The sequence below is a fragment of the Galbibacter pacificus genome, from assembly GCF_029603165.1.
Lineage (GTDB): Bacteria > Bacteroidota > Bacteroidia > Flavobacteriales > Flavobacteriaceae > Galbibacter > Galbibacter pacificus.
Map to the genome: position 1 here is coordinate 69,728 of NZ_JAQSVC010000005.1, position 23,738 is coordinate 93,465.

Sequence of the window (23,738 nt, forward strand, 5' to 3'; positions counted from 1 at the left end):
TTGCACCGGACCTTTTTTTTATGGCATAACAACAAAAATGCTTAAATAATATTGCTCCTGTTTTTCATATAATAAGAATCATCTATAATATTGTATCTTTCCAAAAAAATAAAAGCACCAATTAATTTTCAATAGATGAAACTATCCATAATATCCCTTTCGTTACTTTTAATGATAGGGTGTAAAGAATCAAATCAAAAACAAGAAACTGTAAAAGTGGCTGCCGAGACGAAAAAACAAACAGAACCTAAAAATATTGCTTTTTATGTAGGGACATATACCAATGGTGAAAGTGAAGGAATATACAGTTATTCGGTAAACAGAGACGGGAAGCTTAAAAACAATGGATTGGCGGCCATGAGCGAAAATCCGTCTTTTTTAACTTTTTCTGATGATAAAAAATACTTGTTGGCCGTAAACGAAATAGAAGATGCCGAAGGTCAAGGAGGGGTAGAATCGTATAAAATAGAAGCAGATACTTTAAAACTTATAAACAAAAGCCCATCGGGCGGTGCACATCCGTGCTTTATTGTTGCCAATGAAGCTAATTTTGTTTTAACGGCCAATTATTCCAGCGGAAATGTAGGCTTACTTCAATTAAACTCAGCAGGAGCACTTTCGGGTATATTGGACGTGCACCAGCACACGGGAAGAGGAACCACCGAAAGACAAAAAGGGCCGCATGCACATTCTGTATGGTTGCAGCCTACTCAAAAAGACGTTGTTGAAGTAGATTTGGGTACCAATGAGCTATGGTTTACCACCATAGATGAAAAAAATAAAAAGCTAGCGCCTAAAAAAAGTGCAAAGCTTGCAATGGAAAGGGGTGCAGGACCAAGGCACATGACATTTCATCCAAATGGAAAATGGGCTTATGTTTTTAATGAATTGAACAGTACAATTACCCAATTGTCCCTTGAAAACGAAACTTATAAAATAGAAAGGACCATTAGTACAGTACCAAGTGACTTTAAAGGAGAAAATACCGCCGCGGATATCCATATTACATCCAACGGAAAATTTTTATATGCTTCAAACCGCGGTCATAATTCCATTGCTATTTTTGAAGTAGGCGCAGATGGCTCTTTAAAATCCATTGGTTTTGAGTCGGTTAAAGGTGATGGCCCGCGAAATTTTGCCATTTCCCCCAAAGAAGAATTTCTTTTGGTGGCCAATCAATATACCAACAATATAGTTTCATTCAAAAAAAATCCCGAAACAGGATTGTTGACCTATATGGATGAAATAGATGCTCCTTCTCCGGTATGTATTTTGTTTAAATAAATTTTATGTAAAAGGTTTTTAAAATCTTCTGAAGGAAATTCATACATATTTAAAAATAAATTATTGTGCAGGATTTATTCTTGAAAAATAATTTAAAAATATCATTTTATCTGATTATTTGTTAATTAATAAGTGTAAAAATTGTTTTTTTAATATTTTTTATATTTTTGAATTTGGTACTACATTAAAGCTAAACACCTAACATTCCTAATCTATGCCTAAAAAGTACATTTATATATGCCTTTTATTGTTGACGGTCACAGGGTTATGGTCTCAAAGACCATTGCCTAGGTTCAATTTTGTCAGCACAATGAAAGATATTCCAAAAGTAGGGATATACAGCATAAATCAAGATGATTATGGTTTTATATGGATAGGAACCAATGGAGCCGGGTTGTACCGTTACGATGGTTTAGAATACGATTCTTATAAATACGTTTTAAACGATACCACTTCATTAAGCAGTAGCGTGGTGTATTGCACCTATCTGGATAGCCAGCATAGGTTTTGGGTCGGGACAGAGCAGGGCCTAAACTTATACGATAGCGATAAAGACCAGTTTAAAAGAATCTCCAACGATGGCTTTGGTCTACCGCCCAATACCAATTTATCCATAAGAAGCCTTAAAGAAGATAAAGACGGAAACCTGTTTATAGGAACTTTTGGCAGGGGGCTATATAAGATGAAATTTTCCACTAAACCCGAAATCGATAAAGTAGGGATAAGCAAACTAAACGGAACTACGCCAATAACCATTTTGGCCATACAGATGGACGAAATGGGGAAATTGTATGCCGCCACAAATTTGGGGGTGCAGGAATATGATGCAGGCAAAAACATGCTAAAGCCTTCGGTGTTTGCAAATGGGATTGTAATTAAAGATGGCATACATTCCTTGGCCATAGATGAGCAGGATAATATTTGGGTGGGCTCATATTCTAAAGGGTTGTACAAAATAAACAACATTCAGCATACCAAAAACAAGGCCCGAAGCGTGGAACATTACCCAATATCAAAAAATCCTTTGTTTTCGCTTACAGCCCTGCATGGGGGAACCGTACTTTGTGGTACCGAAAACGACGGGCTGTTTCATGTTGATGGCAATGGAAATGTAATTAATCATTACATAACGAGCAACAAAGACGAGAAAAGCCTGTTGGTAAACTCTATATGGTCTTTGTTTGAAGATAGGGACCGAAAAATTTGGCTGGGTTACTACAACAAGGGAATTGCTGTTTACGATAGGCTTTACGACAAGTTTGAGGGCATCGAAAGCTTGTATAATAACCCTAACTCGTTGCACGCTCCTTCGGTTACTTCCATATCCAAGGATATGTCAGGAAAGCTTTGGATAGGAATGGACGGCGGCGGAATAGATATTGTAGATAATACCACAAAGCAATTTACCCATATTAATACTTCTGATAAAAGTCCATATACAGGCCTAACAAGTAATTATATCCAGACGATATATAAAGATAGCCAGAACAACACCTGGGTGGCAAGTTGGGACAATGGTATTTATTTGCTGAAAAACGGGAGCAAAAACTTTATAAATTACAATATAGATACTACCAATGGTGCTCTTTTATCGAATACCATCGTGAGCATTGATGAAGATTCAAAAGGTAATATCTGGATTGGCACCTTTCATAATGGGTTGCATTCGTATAATCCTTCAACAGGGAAATTTACAAATTATAACTCGGCTGTTTTTGAAGAATATGGCCTAGACAACAGCGATGTCTGGAAAGTATTGGTAGACCATCAAGACAATATATGGTTGGGGGCAACGCATGGTCTTTTTAAAATAAAAAAACAGGAGGACGGCGAGTTTCAAATAGTTTCCATGCGGGAACAGATGCAGGAAGCATACAATAACCCAACCACGGCCAATCATGTTTTGTCTTTATACGAAGGGAAAGATAAAACGATCTGGATAGGGACCAAGGGCGCCGGGCTGGCAAAATACGATGTCCATACCGGAACTTTTAAATGGTACAATAAACTTACCGGGCTTCCTTTGGAAAACATTTGCGGAATTATAGAAAGTGACGAAGGCGATATATGGCTTACCGGAAATTCGGGAATCGTTAAAATGAACTCTCAAACCAATGAGTTTGTTAATTATAGCGTGAACGATGGGTTGTTGTCTAACGATTTTAATATGAACGCCACGTATAAATGCAAAGACGGCGAAATTTACCTTGGGGGTTACGGAGGCGTGGATTATTTTAACCCGGAGCATATAGAAACAAACCGGCACGAAACCATATTATACTTGTCGGACTTAAGGATTTTTAACAAGCGGGTGCTACCAACACAGCCCGATTCCCCTTTAAGCAAGGTAATTGCAGAAACCGACAGCATTGCATTGACAAATAAGCAACCGGTGTTTACCATAGAATATTCGGGGATAAATTATACACGGCCTGAAAAAAACGAATATGCCTATTATTTAGCAGGTTATGAAGATACATGGAATTACGTAGGGAACGCTAAGAGCGCCACCTATACAAATTTGGATCCAGGAAATTATACGTTTAAGTTAAAATCGTCTAATAACGATGGGGTATGGAATACAGATCCTTTAGAGTTAAAAATAACGATATTGCCCCCATGGTGGAAAACAAATTGGGCATTGTTTGGTTATATCGCATTGTTTTTTATAGGATTGTATGTCTTGAATAAAATGACACAAAGTAGGATTAGGGAAAAGCAAATAGTAAAATACGAAAAAGAGAAAAGACAACAGGAAAAAGACCTAAACGAGAAAAAATTTCAGTTTTTCACCAATATATCACATGAGTTCAGAACGCCGCTTACCTTGATAATGAACCCGCTTCAGGATATTATTAATAATGAAAGTGTAGATTTTCCTAAGTCGATTCGGGAAAAACACAACATTATACACAAAAACACGGCAAGGCTCCATAGGTTGGTAAACGAACTGTTGGACTTTAGAAAGTTGGAGCTGAATAAAATACGCGTAAAGGCCAGGGAATTTAACTTGGTAACGCTGGCCAACGAAGTCTTGAGTTATTTTAAAGAAGAAGCCCATGCCAAAAATATAGCTATAAGCATGGATACAGATGAAAATGACCTTGCTATTTGGGCCGATGAAAGTATGCTGGAAAAAATTATTTTCAACGTAATTTCCAATGCTTTTAAAGCAACGCCCAATGGAGGTACCATTAGTGTTTCACTGCGGTCCAAAGACGATTTGGTACGTTTCCCTTTAGTGAATGAAAATTATAAATCTCAAGCGGTAGAAATTATTATTTCAGATACAGGAATCGGGATAGCGAAAGAACAAGTCGAAAAAATGTTCGAACGTTTTTATCAAGTTGAAGGTTCCAACAAAATGTACTTTAGCGGTACGGGAATAGGCCTAGAAGTGGTACAAAGTTTTGTGGAGCTTCATAAGGGCAAGGTTGAAGTTGAAAGCGAATTGGAAAAGGGGACTGTTTTTAAAATAATACTTCCAAAGGGAAAAGGTCACTTTAAAGAGAATGAAATTTATTCTGATTTAAACGAGCAACTTCCAAATGCCCCAAAATATATAGAAGCGACCATGAGCGAAGAAGCAGAAGATGAATGTGCCATGGACGGGCAAGCCAATTTTTATACATTATTATTGGTTGAAGACAACCCGGAACTTAGAAACTATTTAAAAAACGAACTAAAAGGGCATTATAAGGTAGTTGCGGCAAACAACGGTAAAGAAGGGCTGCAAATGGCAAAAGAAGTACTTCCCGATGTTATAATAACAGATGTTATCATGCCGGAAATGAACGGGTTTGATTTTTGTAAATATATAAAAACCGATATCCGTACAAGTCATATTCCTTTGTTGATGCTCACGGCCAAGGCCAAAATAGACGACAGGATAGACGGGATAGAAATTGGGGCAGATGCATATATGGTGAAGCCGTTTGATATGAGACTGTTAAAGCTTCGGTTATCGCAATTAATTACCAGCAGGCAATTAATCTTCAACAAATATTTTAGTGCCATAAGCGATGTCCCCTCCAATGTCAATACCACATCACTAGACAAAGAATTTATACAAAAGGCGCTTAATTATATTAATAAAAACATCAGCGAACCCGATATAAATGTTGAATCCCTTGCGTCGCATCTTAATTTAAGTAGGAGTCAGGTCTATAGAAAATTAAAGGCATTGACAGGGCAAACTGCCAATGAGTTTATTAGAAACATCAGGCTTCATAAGGCAAAGGCTTTAATACAGGCTGGGAATAATAATATAAGCGAGGTTTCATATGCCGTTGGTTTTTCATCGTCATCCTATTTTACAAAATGTTTTAAAGCTTGTTTTGGGATGCTTCCAACCCAAGTAGAGGAAGAAGTAAAGACTAAATGATTTTAAGTTTTGGTTTTTACCCTTCATATTCAGGGGCCATCTTCCATATAATAAAATGAACTCTGGTTTCAATATAAAACAAACAAATGTATTATATTAGGTAGCTAGTCTTTATTTAAAAAAACAACCGTGAACACGATAAAAAACATAGATAAAAAAGGAATTGACGAGTTGTTGGTGAACATTCCTATGGGAACTATCGACATGCGAGATGACCGAAAAAAAGAAACCTGGTCGGTTGATATAAATTCTTTTGAACTTTTTAAATTCCCAATAACACAACAATTATATAAGACAATAACCAACGAAAACCCCTCGGCATTCAAGGGAGATAGATTGCCGGTTGAAACCGTTTCATGGATTGATGCCGTGAATTTTTGTAATGGACTATCTAGATCTTTAGGCAGGGAGAATTGTTATATAATTGACTTAGCAACTGAAAAAGTAAGCTTAAATTCAAAAACAAATGGATTTCGATTGCCAACAGAAGCCGAATGGCAATATGCCTGCCAAGCAGGAACTAAAGACATTCGGTACGGAGATTTGAACGATGTTGCTTGGTTTAAAAACAATTCCAATAACCAAACTCAAGAAGTCGGACAAAAACAACCTAACAAATGGGGGCTTTACGATATGCTGGGTAATGTTTGGGAATGGTGCTCGGACATTTATGATGAAACTGTTTACGGAACATATCGGGTTTTTCGTGGCGGTGGTTGGTGTGACCAAGAAAGGAGCGTTATGGCAACAACTCGAAGAAGAAGCCATCCTTTTTCTTTCAGAATAGACGACTTGGGATTTAGAGTGGCAACCAACTCTAGAAAATAAAAAACTACAGGCAAAAAAATATAAAAAAAAGCATCTTTTCGATGTTACTTCTACTAGTTATTTTATAGATTTTACTCATTGTATAACAAATACAAATACTATATACATGTTTGGTTCATGTCACCAATTATTTTGTGGGTCAATTCATATTCTTCTTTCAATATAGCATTTGTTGAATTAACATTTTTTAAAGATTTCATACCTCGTTACTGTTAACTATTAATTGCTGTTACCATTCTTTGCACGCAATTATTCCTCTAAAGCTCTCCATTTTTTCAGAAATTAATCAAAACCGCTCCTCTTTATTGTGTTTATAGGGTTTTTACAAATGGTAATTATGTTGCATTTGTAGAAACAAATGTTGCAAAAGGTATGTGTTTGGGCAAGATTGCTTCAAATGTGACACTGATTGCTGAAAAACTATTACGATTTCGTTAATGGTTTTTTAACATTTACATAACACAATCAAAGTTTTATGCGGTTTAGCTGGAGAACATTATGCGAAGTATTATTAATAGCCATTATTATAGGGCTATTGGTGTTTCTTGTGTTTTATGTGTTTTAATACACAGCGTATTATTTCTATATGCTTGCCGTAATAAAAATTAAGTACTAACTCAATAATTTAAATTAATTAAAATGATGCCAAAACTTAAAATTGTGATGTTTGCCTTGATGCTGCTCTGCATACAAAGCATATTTTCACAGACAAAAACCATTAGTGGTGCTGTCATCGACGATACCGGAATGCCTATGCCAGGAGTTTCGGTTATGGTAGAAGGTACTAACAATGGGGTTCAGACAGATTTTGATGGGAACTACAGCATTAGTGGCGTAAATCCATCTGACAACTTGATCTTTTCATACGTAGGTATGAAAACACAAACCGTATTGGTTGGCCAACAAACTTCTATTAACGTAACTATAGAGCAATCTATGGAAGCTTTGGAAGAAGTTGTGGTAATTGGATATGGTGTACAAAAGAAAGCCTTGGTAACAGGGGCCAACTTAAATGTAAAAGGAGAAGATATAGCCAAACTAAATACGGGAACAGCTATGGAGGCCTTACAAGGTGTTGCACCTGGGGTAAGTGTTACAAGAAATAATGGTGCTCCCGGAGCTGGTACCAAAGTAACCATCCGTGGTTTGGGAACTATTGGAAATTCAAACCCACTTTATATTGTAGATGGTGTTGCGGTTGGAAATATAGATTATTTAAGCTCAGGGGATATTGAAAGCATCGATGTATTAAAAGATGCTGCCTCTGCTGCCATTTATGGTTCGCGTGCCGCAAACGGAGTGGTTTTGGTAACTACACGTCAAGGTAAAAAGTCCAGACAGGCACAGGTGCATTACGAATCGTTTTATGGTTTCCAGAACATATACAAAAACCTAACGCCTTTAAATGCACAGGAATACATGTATATTATGGACGAAGGCCGTGTAAATGACGGATTGGCACCAAACAATTGGGAAGCTTTAATAAAGAACAATAGTTGGTTAAACAACACCTATCCCGGGCAGTTGGGAACACAACTGGGCGAGGATGTATGGAACATGCTTCAAAATGGTTGGGAAGGAACCAATTGGATTGACGAAATTACCATGAAGAATGCACCTGTTTCTAACCATTCCATAAATATAACCGGAGGAAGCGAAGATATAACCTACTCATTGGGGGCTTCTTATTACGACCAAAAGGGTATTATAGGGGGCGATGTAACCGATGCAGGTTTTAAACGTTTAACCACACGTTTAAATACGGAGTTTGTTTTATTTAAAAACGACGACAGAAGCCTTGTTACCTTAGGAGAGAACTTTACGTATTCACAAACAGAAAACAGAAGCGTAGCCACAGGAAATATTTACTGGAACGACTTGCACAATGCCTTGGTTCAACACCCGTTAATGCCGGCTTATTGGGCAGATTCGCCAGACCAATATGGTTTTACGCCAACTATGGACGGGATTTCCAACAACTCGCACAACCCATTGGCTGTAATGTATTACCGTCATAATTATGCCAACTTAGGCAATAAAGGAAATAACATTGTCGGGAACGTGTATATGGAGATAGAACCAATGAAGAATCTAAAGTTTAGATCTTCATACGGTATTAATGCATGGTTTGGTACTGGTAGATCCTGGACACCTACATATGCATTAGGTACACTATACCAAAACGCTACAGACGGTGTTAACCAAAGTCAATATTTAGGCAACACTTCTACTTTTACCAATACACTTTCATACGAGCATAGTTTTGGAAACCATAATTTGACAGCCTTGATTGGTAATGAGATTAATAAAAATGAAATTGATTTTAATGTTGGAGGAACTATGGCGAATTCTCAATATTACAATCCTGATAATGCTTTTTTAAATAACGTAACTAAAAGTGTTATTGGAGCTATAGATACTTGGGGATCAGATGGTGCTTCCGGAGGTGGCGGTGTACTATCTTATATTGGAAGATTACAATATAATTATAAAGAAAAGTATATGCTATCAGCTGTTATGAGGGCCGATAATTCATCCAACTTTGCTAGGGGATATAGATGGGGGTATTTCCCTTCTGTTTCTGCCGGTTGGGTAATAAGTGAGGAGAATTTCATGTCAGATACCAATACTTTTATCAAATTAAGAGGAAGTTGGGGGCAAAATGGTAATCAGAGCATTGATAATTTTATATATAGTTCAACAGTTTCATATATAAGTCCTGGTTATTATTTTGGGGATACCAAACCAATATCGGCCAATGCTACAATTCCAACAAGAATTCCAAACCCTGAGGTAACTTGGGAAACTTCAGAACAATTGGATTTTGGTTTGGATGCACGTTTTTTAAATTCAAGATTGGCATTTACGGCCGATTGGTATAAAAAGTCAACCAAAGGTTGGTTAGTTGAAGCCCCACAACCCGGAACAGCTGGAGCAGGACCGCCAATTATAAATGGAGGAGATATAGAAAATAAAGGGTTTGAAGTAATGTTGTCTTGGAACGATACCGCCGGAGATTTTTCTTATGGAGCAACCGTTACGGGATCATATAATAAAAATGAAGTTGTTAAATTAGCAAATGCTGAGGGTATTATTAATGGAGAACCACATATATTATCGCAAGGCACCGCTTATATTTCAAGGGCAGAAGTAGGATATCCAATAGGATACTTCTATGGATATGAAACCGATGGTATTCTACAAAACCAGGATGAAGTTGATGCTTATGTAAAACCTACAGATGGTACGCCGTATTTTGCCGACCAACGCCCCGGAGATGTTCGTTTTGTAGATCAAAACCAAGATGGGGTAATCGACGAAAGCGATAAAACCATGTTAGGGAGCCCGTTACCAGATTACGAACTGGGAATACAGTTAAATGCCGAATACAAAGGATTTTATGTAAATACTACGTTGACAGGCAAATTCGGAATGCAGGTAATGCAATCGTACCGTTCGTTTGCCGATAATTTCGATCAAAATTATACCACGGACATATTTAACCGTTGGCATGGGGAAGGAACTTCCAATAAGTTGCCGCGCATGAGTTCAGTATCCAATAGAAATACCAACTTGATTTCTGATATCTATATGCAGGATGCCGATTATTTAAGAATAAGCAACCTAACTTTTGGATTTAAATTGGGTCAGTACTTAAAGGATATTGATTATATAAAGGAAGTGAATATTTATGCTGCAATCAATAACCTGTACACTTTTACCAATTACGATGGAATGGATCCCGATGTTGCTTATGGTGGTAACGATAATACTCCATGGGCATCTGGTGTAGACTTAGGGTTGTACCCCCTACCAAGAACAGTAATGCTTGGATTGAGTGTTGACTTTTAATCATAAAATAAAAAGACAATGAAAAAAATAATATATAGTATATCTGTTGCTACAATAACACTATTAGTGGGTTGTAGTCAAGATATTACAGATACAGAAGACCTCTATCATAAAAATTTTGATAATTATTATAGTCGTCCGCAAGATATAGAAGAAGCTATGGGAGGTGTGTACAATGCCTTATATACGGCAGGGCCACATAGCGATGAGGCAATAGCTGCAAATCTACTCTCCGATATGATGTTTGGCGGTGGAGGTCCCGACGACCGATCGGCCAAAAATGTAGACAGCTTTCAAGATCCCGAAGAAGATACCTATAAAGATTTATGGGTACAAACTTATTATGGCGTAAATAGATGTAATACCATTATTGAAACAGTTCCTGATGCCGATTTCTCATCCTATTTCAATACCGAGGCCGAAGCTACCGAATATAAAAACCAAACCTTGGCAGAAGCTCATTTTATGAGAGGCTTTTTTTACTTTAGAGCGGCTAAGTTTTTTGGAGGGGTACCTTTAATTCTTAGTATCAATGCCCCAAGAGATGTGCCAAGATCATCATATACAGATACTTATGCGCAAATTACCGCCGATTTTAAAATGGCAATAGATTTATTCCCTTCCACACCATTTACATCAACGCCAACAGCTCGATATGGACATGCCGATAAATGGGTGGCAGAAGCTTATATGGCAAGGGCTTACTTGTATTATACAGGGTATATGACCAATATTGAAGGGCAGGCGGCAAGCGATTTACCTTTGCCGGAAGGCGGCTCGGTTTCAAAATCGCAAGTAATCGCATATTTAGATGATTGTATCAATAATAGTGGCTATGGCTTAGTAGACGATTTTAGAAACTTATGGCCATATTCTTATGTAAATACAAGTGCTGGAGACGTGGTTCTTCCTTGGGCAGATACCGAAGGCTTGGCATGGGCTGGTCAAGATGGGTTAAGCCCAACTTTTGGAACTGGTAACGAAGAGTTTATGTTTGTACAACGGTATTCTACCACCAACTGGGATTGGGGGCAACAATACAACAACAGATATCCGCTTTTCTTTGGTATTCGCGATAACTCTATGGTGCCATTCGGACAAGGATGGGGCTGGGGACCTGTAAATCCTACGCTCTGGAACCAATGGGACGATGCCGATCCAAGAAAAGAAGGATCTATTCTTCAATTGGGCGATGCCGATCAGGGTACTGGTGGTTGGCAGGCAGATAAAGGCGATCATGAAACCGGATTGGTAAATAAAAAGTATACCACCATTCAACATCAAGATCCTGATCCTGAAGGAGAAGATGGAGTTAAAGGAATGTTCTATTTTTTATACGATATGAATAATGGAGACCCAATGCAATTATGGGCAGCTCAAGATTATGTATACCTGCGTTTTGCCGATGTATTGTTAATGCATTCTGAAATTTCTGAAACAGCCGATGGTATAAATGCCGTTAGGGGCAGGGCAGGGTTAACATCTGTAGGGTATTCTTTAGATGCCTTAAAAGAGGAACGCTTACACGAATTTGCTTTTGAAGGCTTACGTTGGTTCGATTTGGTACGCTGGGGAGATGTAGATGATGCTTTTGGAGCTCAAATCAATGTTAGAAATTCTGGTGTAGATGCTACATACAGTGTACAATACAGACCCGAAACAAAGGGGTTGGTTCCGATTCCTGAATCGGAAGTAAGACTTTCAAACGGAGTTTACGAACAAAACCCGGGTTGGTAATTATTTTAACTGATAAAATTTAAGACATGAAAATAAATAAAATAATAGGTCTATGCGGGAGTACTTTGCTGTTATTGTTTTCGGCATGCCAACCTATAGACGACAGGGAAGTGTTGGAAAACACTACGGATATTGACGGGGTAAAACTGGTTGCCACACAAGCTACAGAAGGAGGGAACTTAGTAGAGTTAAGTATGGAAACCCCGGGTATAACAGGCTATTGGGATTATAATTTGGGAAAAGCTTTAACCGATAAAGTAGAGTTTGTATATCCTATCCCGGGAACATCCACCTTTACTTATACGGGAACCTTGGGAGGCGAGTTTTTCTCTAAAACCATAGATGTACAAATTGATGAATTGGATCATCCTTTAGATCAGGATTGGTACGACTTGGTGAGCGAAGAAACTTCAGAAGGAAAAACATGGGTTTTTGCCGGAGGTCCTGCAGCAGATGGCGGTAAATGGTGGTATATGTCACCACCAGATGATCCTTCGCAATGGGAAACAGCATGGTGGAATGCAGCAGGAGATTGTTGTCCGCCGGTAGATGCCGCAGGGAAGATGCATTTCGACTTGGATGGTGCTGCAAACTATACCTACTATTCTAAGCCAGGTGCAACACCGCAAGAAGGAAGCTTTGTGTTGGATGTTGCCAATCAAACATTACAGGTAAACGGGCAAAACATTCTTGGAGCAGAACAAGGAAATCCGGAAGGATTGTATACCATTATTTCTTTAACAGAAGACGAATTGATATTGTATTTATCTAACAATGCAGGTGGAACTGGTTGGACTTGGGTATTTAAACCCGAATAGAGCAGCAAAGTAAAAACCAATCAGTTAGTTTTAATTAGTTTGAGGCTGAATTTTAAGCGAAAGCTTAGAGTTCAGCCTTTTTTTATAAAAAAATACACATGAGGAAGGAAGAAATGTGCGTGGAATGCCAAAAATATAGATGGGAAACCTAAAAAAGTGCATGGGGAAGGGAAAAATGTGCGTGGGACGCCAAAAATATGGATGGGAAACCTAAAAAAATGTATGGGGAAGGGAAGAATATGCGTGGGAAGCCAAAAAAAATCAGCCTACCGAAAGGCAGGCTGAACCAAACAACATTGTGGCGGTACAATGAAAGTTATTATGTATGTGGTTATTTAATAGGCATATGGTATATCATGGTACTATCAATAGTTTTATATTCGATTTCATTGGCTTTACGGTATTTTACCTCTACTTCGTTCCAATCGGAAGCCCATCCCTTAATAACATTGTTCAAGTATAAAATTTCAATGGGGTGGAGGCCTTTTTTAAGGGCAATGGTACCTTCCAAAGGAAATCTTTTTAGGGTATATTCGGGATCGATAATGAGAGAGTCGGCAATCTTCACTTTTTCTTGCTTGCTCGCAAAATAATAGACACCATCTTCGGGGATATCCACATAGCCTTTTATGGAAACGGCCCTAAACTTGGTTGTGTCTATTTCTTTCCCCCAATCGTAGGTTACATTGGCATCTTTTATATGCTTAATTGTGGTTGGGTTGCTAAAAGTTCCTTTTATGGCACTGGCATCGGTAAAATGTCCTTTTAGTGTCGTCATTGTTAATCCGGGGGCGAGCTCTTTTTCAGCAATGGCATTTTTTAAATTACCTTTTTTAACGTGCAAGGTCCTAACGGTGCTTATTTTTCCCGTTGGAAGCACTGTTGCAATATTAATTTCGGTGTTTTCCGTAAAGGTAATCGGCTTTTTATAAGCAGGGCTTTGTGCGGTAGGGGATGTTCCATCTATAGTATACACCATTTTTACCGGATGTGTGGTATGGAAGGCTAATGTAACGCTATCGGTAAATACAATTCCGTTTGCGGTGGGCCCTTCCGGCAACGGTATATGGTAATTTATGTTATAATGGTCCAAAACCGGGTACAGTTCGTCAAGCCGTGTAAGGAAATCCGTATAATCTTTCTTTTCTTTTCCTGTCCATGTAAGTTCGGCAAGGGCAATAATGCGTGGATAGGCATAATATTCTATGTCCTTGCCTTCATAGGCGTATTCTGTCCAGTGGTTTCCCTGCATCCCGAGAATGTGGTGCCTTTTGTCTTCATTTATGGCTTCGGGAACGGGATCGTAATTATAAATTTTTTCCAAAGGGATATAGCCGCCGTGCGCCATTGGCTCGACGCGGTAATCGCCTTGATGAAAATTAAGGTATGCATGGCTGGTAGGCGACATAATTACATCGTGACCGGCATTAGCCGCTTTAATACCACCTTCTTCGCCTTGCCATGACATAATATTGGTAGTGGGGGTAATACCGCCTTCCAGAATTTCGTCCCATCCTATCATTTCTTTGTCGTGCTTCTTTAAAATCTGTTCTACACGTGCTATAAAATAGCTTTGCAGCTCTTCTTCGTTGGCCAAGCCTTCATCTTTTATGCGTTTTTGGCAAAGAGGGCATTTTTCCCAACGTTTTTTAGGTACTTCGTCTCCGCCAACATGGTAATATTTATATGGAAATAAGGGAACCAATTCTTCAAACACGTCTTCAAGGAAGGTAAATACGCTTTCTTTTCCGGCACAAAATATATTGTAATCTATTCCCCATAATTCTCTTGGTTGGTAGGTCCAAGTATCGTTACAAGCATATTCGGGATAGGCTGCAAGCGCGGCCACGGCATGGCCGGGGGTTTCTATCTCGGGAACAACATCTATGTAACGTTCTTTTGCATAAGCCACCACTTCTTTGATATCTTCTTGGGTATAATACTCTTCGCCTTTTCGTTCTGGGTTGTCCTTAATACCATTGACTACAAGTTTTGGATATTTTTTAATTTCTACCCGCCAACCTTGGTCGTCTGTTAAGTGCCAATGAAACTTATTTATTTTGAAAAGGGAGAGAACGTCCAGTTGTTTTTTAATTTCCTCAACAGTGAAAAAATGCCTGGAAACATCCAAATGAATGCCGCGCCATGAAAAAGCGGGCTTGTCTTTAATGGAAAGTGCAGGAATTGTTACGGCAGTGATATTATTGGATGCCGTTTTTGGGGCAACGGGAATAAGCTGAAGCAAAGATTCCATGGCGTAGAAAAGTCCGCGGTGGCTTCCCTCCATAAGTATCTGGTTATTGGAAATGTTTAAGGTGTAGGCTTCATCATTTTCAAAAGTAGTGCTGGGTTTTAGCACAATGGTGTTTTTTTTGACCGTTTTGTTACTTGTTTTGGGCTTTATGCCGGTATAGGCCTTGATTTTATCAGCAAAAAAATTAGCAATACGTTTGGTTTCATCATCGGTATATACAATAGCGGTATTGTTATCGATGGTAAAACTACCGTTTTGTACAGTTAGTTCCTGTGGCTTTGGAGTTACAAATGCATGTGTGTTTTCCAAAGTGTTTTTTTCAGGATTATTACAGCTCATACAGACGATGAGGAGCAATAAAAGGGAATGTAACTTCATAGATTTAATTTTTGGTATGTATTTTTTGTCCGGCAATGTATTTTATGAGATTGTCGATTGGCTTTCTCACAAAAGTACTTGCCCGGTACCCTTTTTCTTTAAGTTGTTTGGTTAGAATGTCCTGCGAATAATAAGCAATGGAGCCAACAAAATGAATAGGGTGCCGTTGTAACTCGTTATGGTAATGTGTTAAATAGGTTTCTATAAAAGATGCAATGGTTTTATGGAGAATGTTTTCAATAAATGGATCATTACGGTGCTGAAAAGCAAAGCGCGCAAAGGAAGCTAAATATTTATTTGGATTTTGATTGTGATAAAGGTGTTGGAACATTTGGTTCATATCGGTATCATGGTCGTCTTCAAAAGCTGCTTTGATGTTTGCTGGCATTTTATGATGGTAATGTGCCCGAAGGAGTGCTTTGCCTATGTAATTACCGCTGCCTTCATCCGAAAGAACGTAACCCAGTGAAGGGATTTTCTGGATAATGTTGGTCCCGTCAAAATAGCAACAATTAGAGCCTGTTCCCAAAATGCAAATTACGCCGGGCTTAGTAGTTGTTGCGTGAATGGCCGCCACAACATCTTCCTTGATGCCAATATGGACATTGTTTTCGAATATTTCTTCGAGGATGAGCTTCATTTTTTTATCGGCGCTTCTTGTACCGCAACCGGCCCCGTAAAAATGTATTTGGGTAACCAAGGTTTTGTAAGGTTGAAGGTCTTTATTGTTTCGGATAATAGAAGTTATGGCCTTGTCGGACAAAGCCATGGGGTTGATTCCTTCTGTCTGGGAAGATAATAGCTGTTCTCCATTTATATCGGCGAGGATCCAGTCGCATTTGGTAGATCCACTATCGGCAATTAAAATCATTGTTGGTTATTTATTTATTTTTAGTTTAGACATCATTTTAAACAGATAAGGTACTAAATTTAACTTGAATACAAGTTGTTTTTACCTTTAACAATTTTCATGGTTTGGCGTTGCCAAATATTTACATGGTAGTTTAAAACAGCCTCTCTTTAAAGAAAGGCTGTTTTGAGAAACTAACGCAAATAAAATTTGCTAACTACTAACTTAAAACTTAAAAATGATATCTTTTAAATGCCTCAATGGCTTCGTATTCTGCCAAGCCAAGGTTATCGTACAGTAAAGCTGTATTTCTGTTTCTTTCTTGTGCCCTTACCCAAAATTCGCGGGCGTCTTCTCCTTGAAACATCACCCTGTCTTTTTGCGATTGGTGGAAAAGAATGGCATTTATTTTTTTGTTCATCTCGTCGGGGCTTAAAGGAACGGCCATTTCTATGTCGGCTATGTCCCATTCGTGCCATGCACCGCGATATAGCCAAACCCAGCAATCTTCCATGAATTTTTGCCCTTTTATGCGTTCTATGGTTTCAAAAATGGCATCAAGGCACAGCTTGTGCGTTCCGTGCGGGTCTGCCAGATCTCCTGCGGCATATATTTGGTGGGGTTGAATGCTTGTAATTAAATCTGATATAATTTGAATATCATTTTCCCCAACCGGATTTTTCTTTACTTCGCCAGTTTCATAAAAAGGAAGGTCGAGAAAGTGAACTTTAGCATCGTTGAGCCCCAGATATCTTGTTGCGCCATACGATTCCATCCTTCGGATTAAGCCTTTAATCTTCCTGGTTTCAATGCTGTCTCCATAAGCCGTTGTTTTATTTTGAAGAAAAGCTATGATTTTACTAAAATTGGTCTCCTTTTTATCATTGTCCAGTAATTGGGCCACTTCGGCAAACTTAAGCGCTTCTTCATCGGTAACGGCAATATTGCCAGAGGTTTGATATGCTACGTGTACTTCGTGCCCCTGTTCGATTAATCGTGAAAAAGTACCTCCCATGGAAATAACATCGTCATCTGGATGCGGGCTAAAAATAATAACCCTTTTCTTTGCCGGATTGGCGCGTTCTGGTCTGTTTTTATCGTCGGCATTGGGTTTACCGCCCGGCCAACCGGTTATGGTGTGCTGTACCTTGTTAAAGATTTTAATGTTAAGATTGTAAGCTGAGCCTTCAATAGTTAGTAATCCTGCCATGCCGTGTTCATTATAATCTTTATCGGTAAGCTTGAGAATGGGTTTTTGCAATTCTTCGCTTAACCAGGTAACAGCGCGCACTTTTAAATCGTCTGTCCAGATACATTGGCTAACAATCCATGGTGTTTTAATACGCGTAAGTTCTGAAGCTGCTTCGTTATCCATAATCATGGTGGTATTGTCATGATTTTGGAGAAAAGTAGCGGGGATATTGGAGGTAATTTGCCCTTCAATAGTTTCTTTTACAATAGAGGCTTTTTTGTGCCCCCATGCCAGCATGATAATCCGTTTTGCTTTCATGATGGTGCTTACCCCCATGGTAATTGCCTTTTTGGGCACGTATTCTATTCCGTTAAAATCGGATGCTGCATCACGGCGGGTAACATGGTCCAGGGTAATAATCCGGGTTCCCGAATTTTTATGCGAACCGGGTTCGTTAAAACCAATATGTCCCGTTCTTCCAATTCCCAGCAATTGAAAATCGAGTCCGCCCAATTGTTTTATTTTTAAATCGTAATCAATACAATATTGATCTAGCTCTTCTTGAGGGACTTCCCCGGAAGGAATGTTAACATTTTCTGGGTTGATATCTACATGGTCAAACAAATGTTGGTGCATGAAATAGTAATAACTCTGGCGGTTTTCGGGTTCCATTGGATAGTATTCATCCAAATTGAAGGTAATTACATTGTAAAAACTGAGTTCGCCTTTTTTATGAAGATTTACAAGTTCTTCGTAAACTTTAATTGGGGACGATCCTGTTGCAAGTCCGAGAACACAAGGCCTACCTTCCTGTTGCCTTTGTTTGATAAGTTCGGCAATTTCATGGGCCACCAAAACAGAAGCATAATTAGAATCGTTAAAGATTTCATTATGAATTTTTTCAAATTTGGTGTCTTCAAATTTACCTACCTGTTTGTACTTAATTTCTTGTATCATTTTTAAATAGCCTTTTTATATTCTTTTTCTCGTTCTTTTTTTTAAAAGACAGGCTCGTAACGAGCCTGTCTGCAATTTTAAATCATTGGCTTTAGTTGGCTAAAAAGTATTCGATCCCGTGTCCCACCATAAACGCGTTCCACCATTGTCTGGCCCTTTCAATAGGGAAGTGGCGGCTTCTACATTTGCACCGTTGGTGTTTTTTTCTGAATCTACAAAGTTGATCCTTCTTATTTGGATATCGGTATCGATCTCTCCTCCGCTGTTATTTATTACAACAGGAAAGACTTTGGGGTATCCGGTACGTCTGTATTCGCTCCAAGCCTCTTGACCATCAGGGAACATGGCAATCCATTTTTGGGTGATGATCTGCTCTAATTGTTCTTCTTTGGTCCCAGCAGCATTGTATGCTATTTTTACATCCGAGGGATACGCATAATCATTAGCTGGGTTTATGGCGTCTACATAATCGGCCGGGGTGCTTGTGTTGTCTGCTATATAATCATCTGCACCGCCAACACCATGTTGGGCAAAAGAGGCCTTGATACCGTTCTCGTAATTGGTCTGGGCATCACCGGCGCCAGCCCATCCCCTAAGTGCGGCTTCCGCTTTTAGGAAATAAACTTCGGCAGAGGTCATCCAGTCTTTATAAGTTAAATCTTTTAAATATTCACCTAATTTTGAATGATCGCCATATTCTGATTTAGCTTCAATGGCAACTCCCATCCTTATACCTTTGTATTCGCCTTCTACACCATTTCCCAAAGCTGGCATGAAATATGTTTCCAGTCTTCCGTCATTAAAGCCTTTTAAAACAGATTCCATTTCGGCAGACATACGGATATCTCCCCAGCTATCGCTAATGGTGTAAAGAGGATGTACAAAGCCACCCATATCTATTTCCATATTGTCTTCCAATAGAAGTCCGGCATCACTGGCAAGCGATTTTTCTCCTTCGGTTTTGGCCAAAGCCGGATCTACGTTAGAGACCCTAATGGCCAAGCGCAAGCGCAAAGAATTGGCAAAGGCCCGCCACATAGTGACATCTCCCTTGAACATTGATGCATCAAAATTTTTAAAAGCATCTATTCCTTCAAACTTTTTTAATTCATCAATGGCAGTGCCCAAGTCTGTAAAAAATGCATGATATGCTTCTTCTTGCGAATCGTATTGTCCTGTAGTTTCATAATCGTTGAACTTTGTATAGCGTATAGGTCCAAAGACATCAGAAATACGGTGCATTCCCATTACTTTTATAATATCCGACAAATAGGTAAACATAATGGCATTTTCATTGTCAACCGTTTGTACCTGTTCATGCACGCCCCTTGCATATGGCATTATACCATTACCTTCGTTAGCATCGTAGGCATCGGTCCAGATAGTCTGGTTCCAGCCACTTACCAAACTATAGGTCTGGTTGTTAATGTTACCCGAAAAAGGGGTTGGCGAGGTCATGTAGCCCGAAAAAAGGTCTGCGTTTAAGTTATGTTGCAATTGATAGTTCCATGCAGGTTCTATACGGATAACGTTGGCAAACATGGGTGGGAACTTGGCCCCGATATTATTGAATTGTTGTTTTAGACTTTCATCTGAAATCCCGTAAGGATCGGTATTGATGTCATCAAAATCCTCGGTACAGTTTACCAAGCTAATGGCGAGAACTGAAGCGAGTGTATATGTTATTAGTTTTTTCATATTTTCTTGTTCTTAGAAATTTACGTTAATGTTTAACCCGATACTTCTTGTAGAAGGTTGGTTATAAATATCTACACCTTGAAGTCCTAAACCGGTACTAGCTGTAATATTTGGGTCGAACGGCGCATCTTTATAAAAGAAAAATAAATTGTTCGCAATTAAGGAGAAATTAATTCTCTGTACAAAGCTGTCTTTCATATTGAGCCTATACCCAATTGAAAACTCCCGTAAGCTAACATTTGTGGCATCGTATACATATTCGCCAAGCATACCGGCCCTACCGCCAACAGCGGTATAATATTCCTGGGCAGAAATCTGCGACGGATTTCCACTTTCGTCCACAACATCAATCATGCCTCCATTGGTGTTTCTAACGTCGGCAGTAGCTTTGGATACCCCGTAATAATCGTTTATAGCCTCTGTAACACTCAATACATCACCGCCAAATTTCCCGTCTATTAAAAAGCTCAACGTAAAATTCCCGATATCAAACGAGTTGTTCCATCCCAGGGTAAAATCTGGTTGGGCATGTGCTACGGTTTCAAAATCGGTAGCCATTAAAGTTCCGGAAGAGTTTACCATTGGGGTGCCATTCCCGTCTCTTATTAAAGATCTTGCCTTGATACTACCAAAATCTTCTCCTTCCACTAATGAATATTCGTAACCATTTACACCATGTGCTGTTATGATGGCTTCATTATTTTGAAGTGCCGGGTGAACAGAGACTACTTTGTTATCGTTTTTTGCGAAGTTAAAAGCAGTATTCCACTTGAACTTGTCGTTATAAAAGGGTTTTCCGTTTAGTACAATTTCAACCCCTGTATTGGAAATTTCACCTGCATTTACAATATTCTGTGAATATCCCTCGGGATTGGGAAGTGCCTGAATGTAAAAAATCTGGTCGGTTGTTTTGGTATTGTAGTAGGTAAAATCAAAGCCTAGACGATTTTGAAAAAAGCGCCATTCGGTACCAATTTCAAAAGATTTTTGTCTTTCCGGTTTTAATGTTTCTCCTTCAATAGGAGCAAATACCGGAACCCCAACATATTTATTGGCATCGTTTATTTGATTAATTGGTACTGTTGCATATACAGGAATGTCTTTACCAACTTCGGCATAAGACCCCCTTATTTTTGCAAATGAAATGGCTTCGGGCATGGTAAACATTTCTGATAGAACCCCAGTTAAACCTACAGATGGATAGAAAAATGAATAACTATCGGTATTTACCAATGTTGACGACCAGTCGGTTCTCCCGGTTACGTCTAAATAAAGCATCCCTTTAAAGTCGAAATTTGCTGAACCAAAAACCGATTGTACGTCCCTGTTTCCAACGGATTGACGCATATTATTGGTTGTGGTGATGTTTGCAATGTTGAAAATGTTTGGATAGTTTAACGCAGTTCCGTCCCTGCCAGAATCGATATACAATTGATCTCCGATTTTGTATTTAGTCAAACTGGTACCTACCAATGCCGAAACTGAAAAATCTTCACTAAGATCTTTTGAATAATTAGCAATGAGGTCTATGTAATGTTGTGTATTTTCTGTTTTTTCGTAAATATAACGCCCATTCGTACCTGTTACGTTCGGGTCTGTCCCGGCATACATCCTCTTGTCAAAAGTGAAGAAAGATTTGTCTAAACTTCCTCTGGATTGTAACGAAAAATCATCTGTAATTTGATATTTCACCGATACGTTGGCAAGCACGCGTTGTGCGATATCTTTTGTTGGGTTTCTATTAATTAGCCAATATGGGTTTTGTTGTATGTTTTCATCAAAAGAAGTTGCATACTGATCCATCATATTTGTTTCGGCATCAAAATACTCATACTTATTTTTATAAGTTTCCCTGCTGATGCCAACGGGATGCAAATAAACACCCGTAAGCGGGTTAGAGTACAGTCCGTTCGTCGGGCGGTTCCATATTCTCTGGTCGGAAAGGTTGATGCTTGCCGAAACGTCTATTTTTTCATCTAAAAACTTAGCGGTTTCCCTAAGTGTCAAGTTATTTCTTAAAAGCTTATTTCCCGGGATTACACCTTCGGCGCTGGTATTTGCATACGAGAAATATGTTTGTGCTTTTTGGTTTCCGGCAGTTAAAGAAAGTGAGTTGATTGATGTGTAACCAGTTTGAAAGAAATCTTTGGCATCGTTGTCAAGACCATCGGCTTTTGCACCCCACGATTTGGGGTCGGTTACAAAACCATTTTCTGCAATGGGCTGTCCTACCGAGTTCGATTGGTATTCGTCTTGCAGTTTTGGCAGCGACATAACATTGTCTACCGTAAAGCTTGTATTAAAGTTTACGGACAATGCACCATCTTTACCTTTTTTGGTAGTGATTAAAATAACACCATTTGCCCCTTGGCTACCGTAAAGAGCCGATGCAGAAGCACCTTTTAGTACGGTCATGCTTTCAATATCGTCGGGGTTGATCATAGACATAATGTCGCCACCATCCCTGTTTCCTGTTTGGCCACCAAAAACATCGGTGCCGGGCTCGGCCCCGTTAGAACCGTTACCGTTGTTGAGCATTGGCACCCCATCTATAACATACAGAGGGTCGTTGTTGGTGGTAGAAGAGTTACCCCTTAATACAACCTTTGCGGCTCCACCGGCACCAGAAGAACTCCTTGTAATGGTAAGCCCGGCAGATTTTCCCGATAAGCTGTTTATGGGGTTGGTTTGTTTAACCCTTGTTAGCTCGTCGCCCCCAACTTCTTGCGCTGCATAAGTAAGTGCTTTTTCTTCTTTTTCGATACCCAATGCGGTAACGATAACAGCATCTAATTGTTGGCTGTCTTCTTCTAGGGTTACATTAATGTTGGTCTGTGAGCCAACGGTAACCTCAGTGGGTTTCATGCCAATATAAGAAAACCGGATTACATCTCCGGGATTGGCATCGATGGTGTAATTTCCATCAAAATCGGTTTGCGTTCCTACAGAAGTCCCGACGATGGTAATGTTTACTCCCGGTAACGGGACATCGTCGAAACTACTCGTTACCACTCCGGTAATTTGAACTTCTTGCCCAAATACACCATATATAGATATGAGTGATAAGAGAATGAAAAGTAAATTTTTTTGTTTCATATTATCAATTTGTTAATTAATGGTTAAAAATTACTTCAATAGCTGTAGTCCAAAAATCTTTTTATACCAACAGCATCATTCTTCCAACAAACAACATCAATTTTTGGATAACGGTTTTTTTAACTTCATCATTTTTAAAAATCTTTTGGTTATTCATGCAAATAGTCATATTTTTTCACGGATTTTTAAGCAAAATGACTAAAATGGTGAATTTTATTTAACATGAACGCAAGTGATTCTGCAGCAACGAAAACGATAGAGTTGAAGTACCATTTGTACTTTTGGGCGATATATTTTCTTATAAACTTTGTAAGGTGGGGAAGTTATTTTAATGATTATTCATATTCGTTTTCATCCAATCTGGTGGAATTTCCATTGCATATAATAATAGTGTACTTTAACATTTATTA

General features: G+C 38.9%; 11 protein-coding genes. 6 read left to right on the forward strand and 5 right to left on the reverse strand.

The genetic code is table 11. From position 1 onward, the window contains the following. Positions 1 to 135: 135 nt before the first annotated feature. The 6 genes from PSF86_RS13705 to PSF86_RS13730 all read left to right on the forward strand — a co-directional run bounded on the left by PSF86_RS13705 (position 136) and on the right by PSF86_RS13730 (position 12,903). A complete protein-coding gene (locus PSF86_RS13705) occupies positions 136 to 1,284 on the forward strand; it encodes a lactonase family protein (RefSeq protein WP_277900659.1) in 1,149 nt (382 codons plus the stop codon). A 310-nt stretch (positions 1,285 to 1,594) separates the two neighbouring features. Next, entirely contained in the window at positions 1,595 to 5,668 is a 4,074-nt protein-coding gene (locus PSF86_RS13710; RefSeq protein WP_277900660.1) for a hybrid sensor histidine kinase/response regulator transcription factor, read from the forward strand. A gap of 129 nt (positions 5,669 to 5,797) precedes the next feature. After that, positions 5,798 to 6,496, forward strand: a complete 699-nt coding sequence (locus PSF86_RS13715; protein ID WP_277900661.1) for a formylglycine-generating enzyme family protein — start codon at positions 5,798 to 5,800, stop codon at positions 6,494 to 6,496. A 639-nt stretch (positions 6,497 to 7,135) separates the two neighbouring features. Then, the gene (locus tag PSF86_RS13720; protein ID WP_277900662.1) at positions 7,136 to 10,348 is read left to right on the forward strand and encodes a SusC/RagA family TonB-linked outer membrane protein; all 3,213 of its coding nucleotides are present in this window, start codon (positions 7,136 to 7,138) and stop codon (positions 10,346 to 10,348) included. Positions 10,349 to 10,366: 18 nt separating this feature from the next. Next, the gene (locus PSF86_RS13725) at positions 10,367 to 12,085 is read left to right on the forward strand and encodes a RagB/SusD family nutrient uptake outer membrane protein (RefSeq protein WP_277900663.1); all 1,719 of its coding nucleotides are present in this window, start codon (positions 10,367 to 10,369) and stop codon (positions 12,083 to 12,085) included. A 26-nt stretch (positions 12,086 to 12,111) separates the two neighbouring features. Then, positions 12,112 to 12,903: a hypothetical protein gene (locus PSF86_RS13730; protein WP_277900664.1), complete on the forward strand. Its 792-nt coding sequence runs from the start codon at positions 12,112 to 12,114 to the stop codon at positions 12,901 to 12,903. A 331-nt stretch (positions 12,904 to 13,234) separates the two neighbouring features. Here PSF86_RS13730 and PSF86_RS13735 read toward each other — a convergent pair whose 3' ends face one another. The 5 genes from PSF86_RS13735 to PSF86_RS13755 form a co-directional block, all read right to left on the reverse strand. Continuing rightward, on the reverse strand, positions 13,235 to 15,535 hold the full coding sequence (locus PSF86_RS13735; RefSeq protein WP_277900665.1) for a family 20 glycosylhydrolase: 2,301 nt from the start codon (positions 15,533 to 15,535) through the stop codon (positions 13,235 to 13,237). 4 nt (positions 15,536 to 15,539) lie between these two features. Continuing rightward, positions 15,540 to 16,406, reverse strand: a complete 867-nt coding sequence (locus PSF86_RS13740) for a BadF/BadG/BcrA/BcrD ATPase family protein (RefSeq protein ID WP_277900666.1) — start codon at positions 16,404 to 16,406, stop codon at positions 15,540 to 15,542. Between the two features lie 211 nt (positions 16,407 to 16,617). Continuing rightward, positions 16,618 to 18,534, reverse strand: a complete 1,917-nt coding sequence (gene nagB, locus PSF86_RS13745) for a glucosamine-6-phosphate deaminase (protein WP_277900667.1) — start codon at positions 18,532 to 18,534, stop codon at positions 16,618 to 16,620. Between the two features lie 99 nt (positions 18,535 to 18,633). Beyond that, positions 18,634 to 20,232, reverse strand: a complete 1,599-nt coding sequence (locus PSF86_RS13750) for a RagB/SusD family nutrient uptake outer membrane protein (RefSeq protein WP_277900668.1) — start codon at positions 20,230 to 20,232, stop codon at positions 18,634 to 18,636. A 12-nt stretch (positions 20,233 to 20,244) separates the two neighbouring features. After that, positions 20,245 to 23,328 carry a SusC/RagA family TonB-linked outer membrane protein gene (locus PSF86_RS13755; RefSeq protein ID WP_277900669.1) on the reverse strand — a complete coding sequence of 1,028 codons (3,084 nt, stop codon included), beginning with the start codon at positions 23,326 to 23,328 and terminating at the stop codon, positions 20,245 to 20,247. Positions 23,329 to 23,738: the final 410 nt, after the last annotated feature.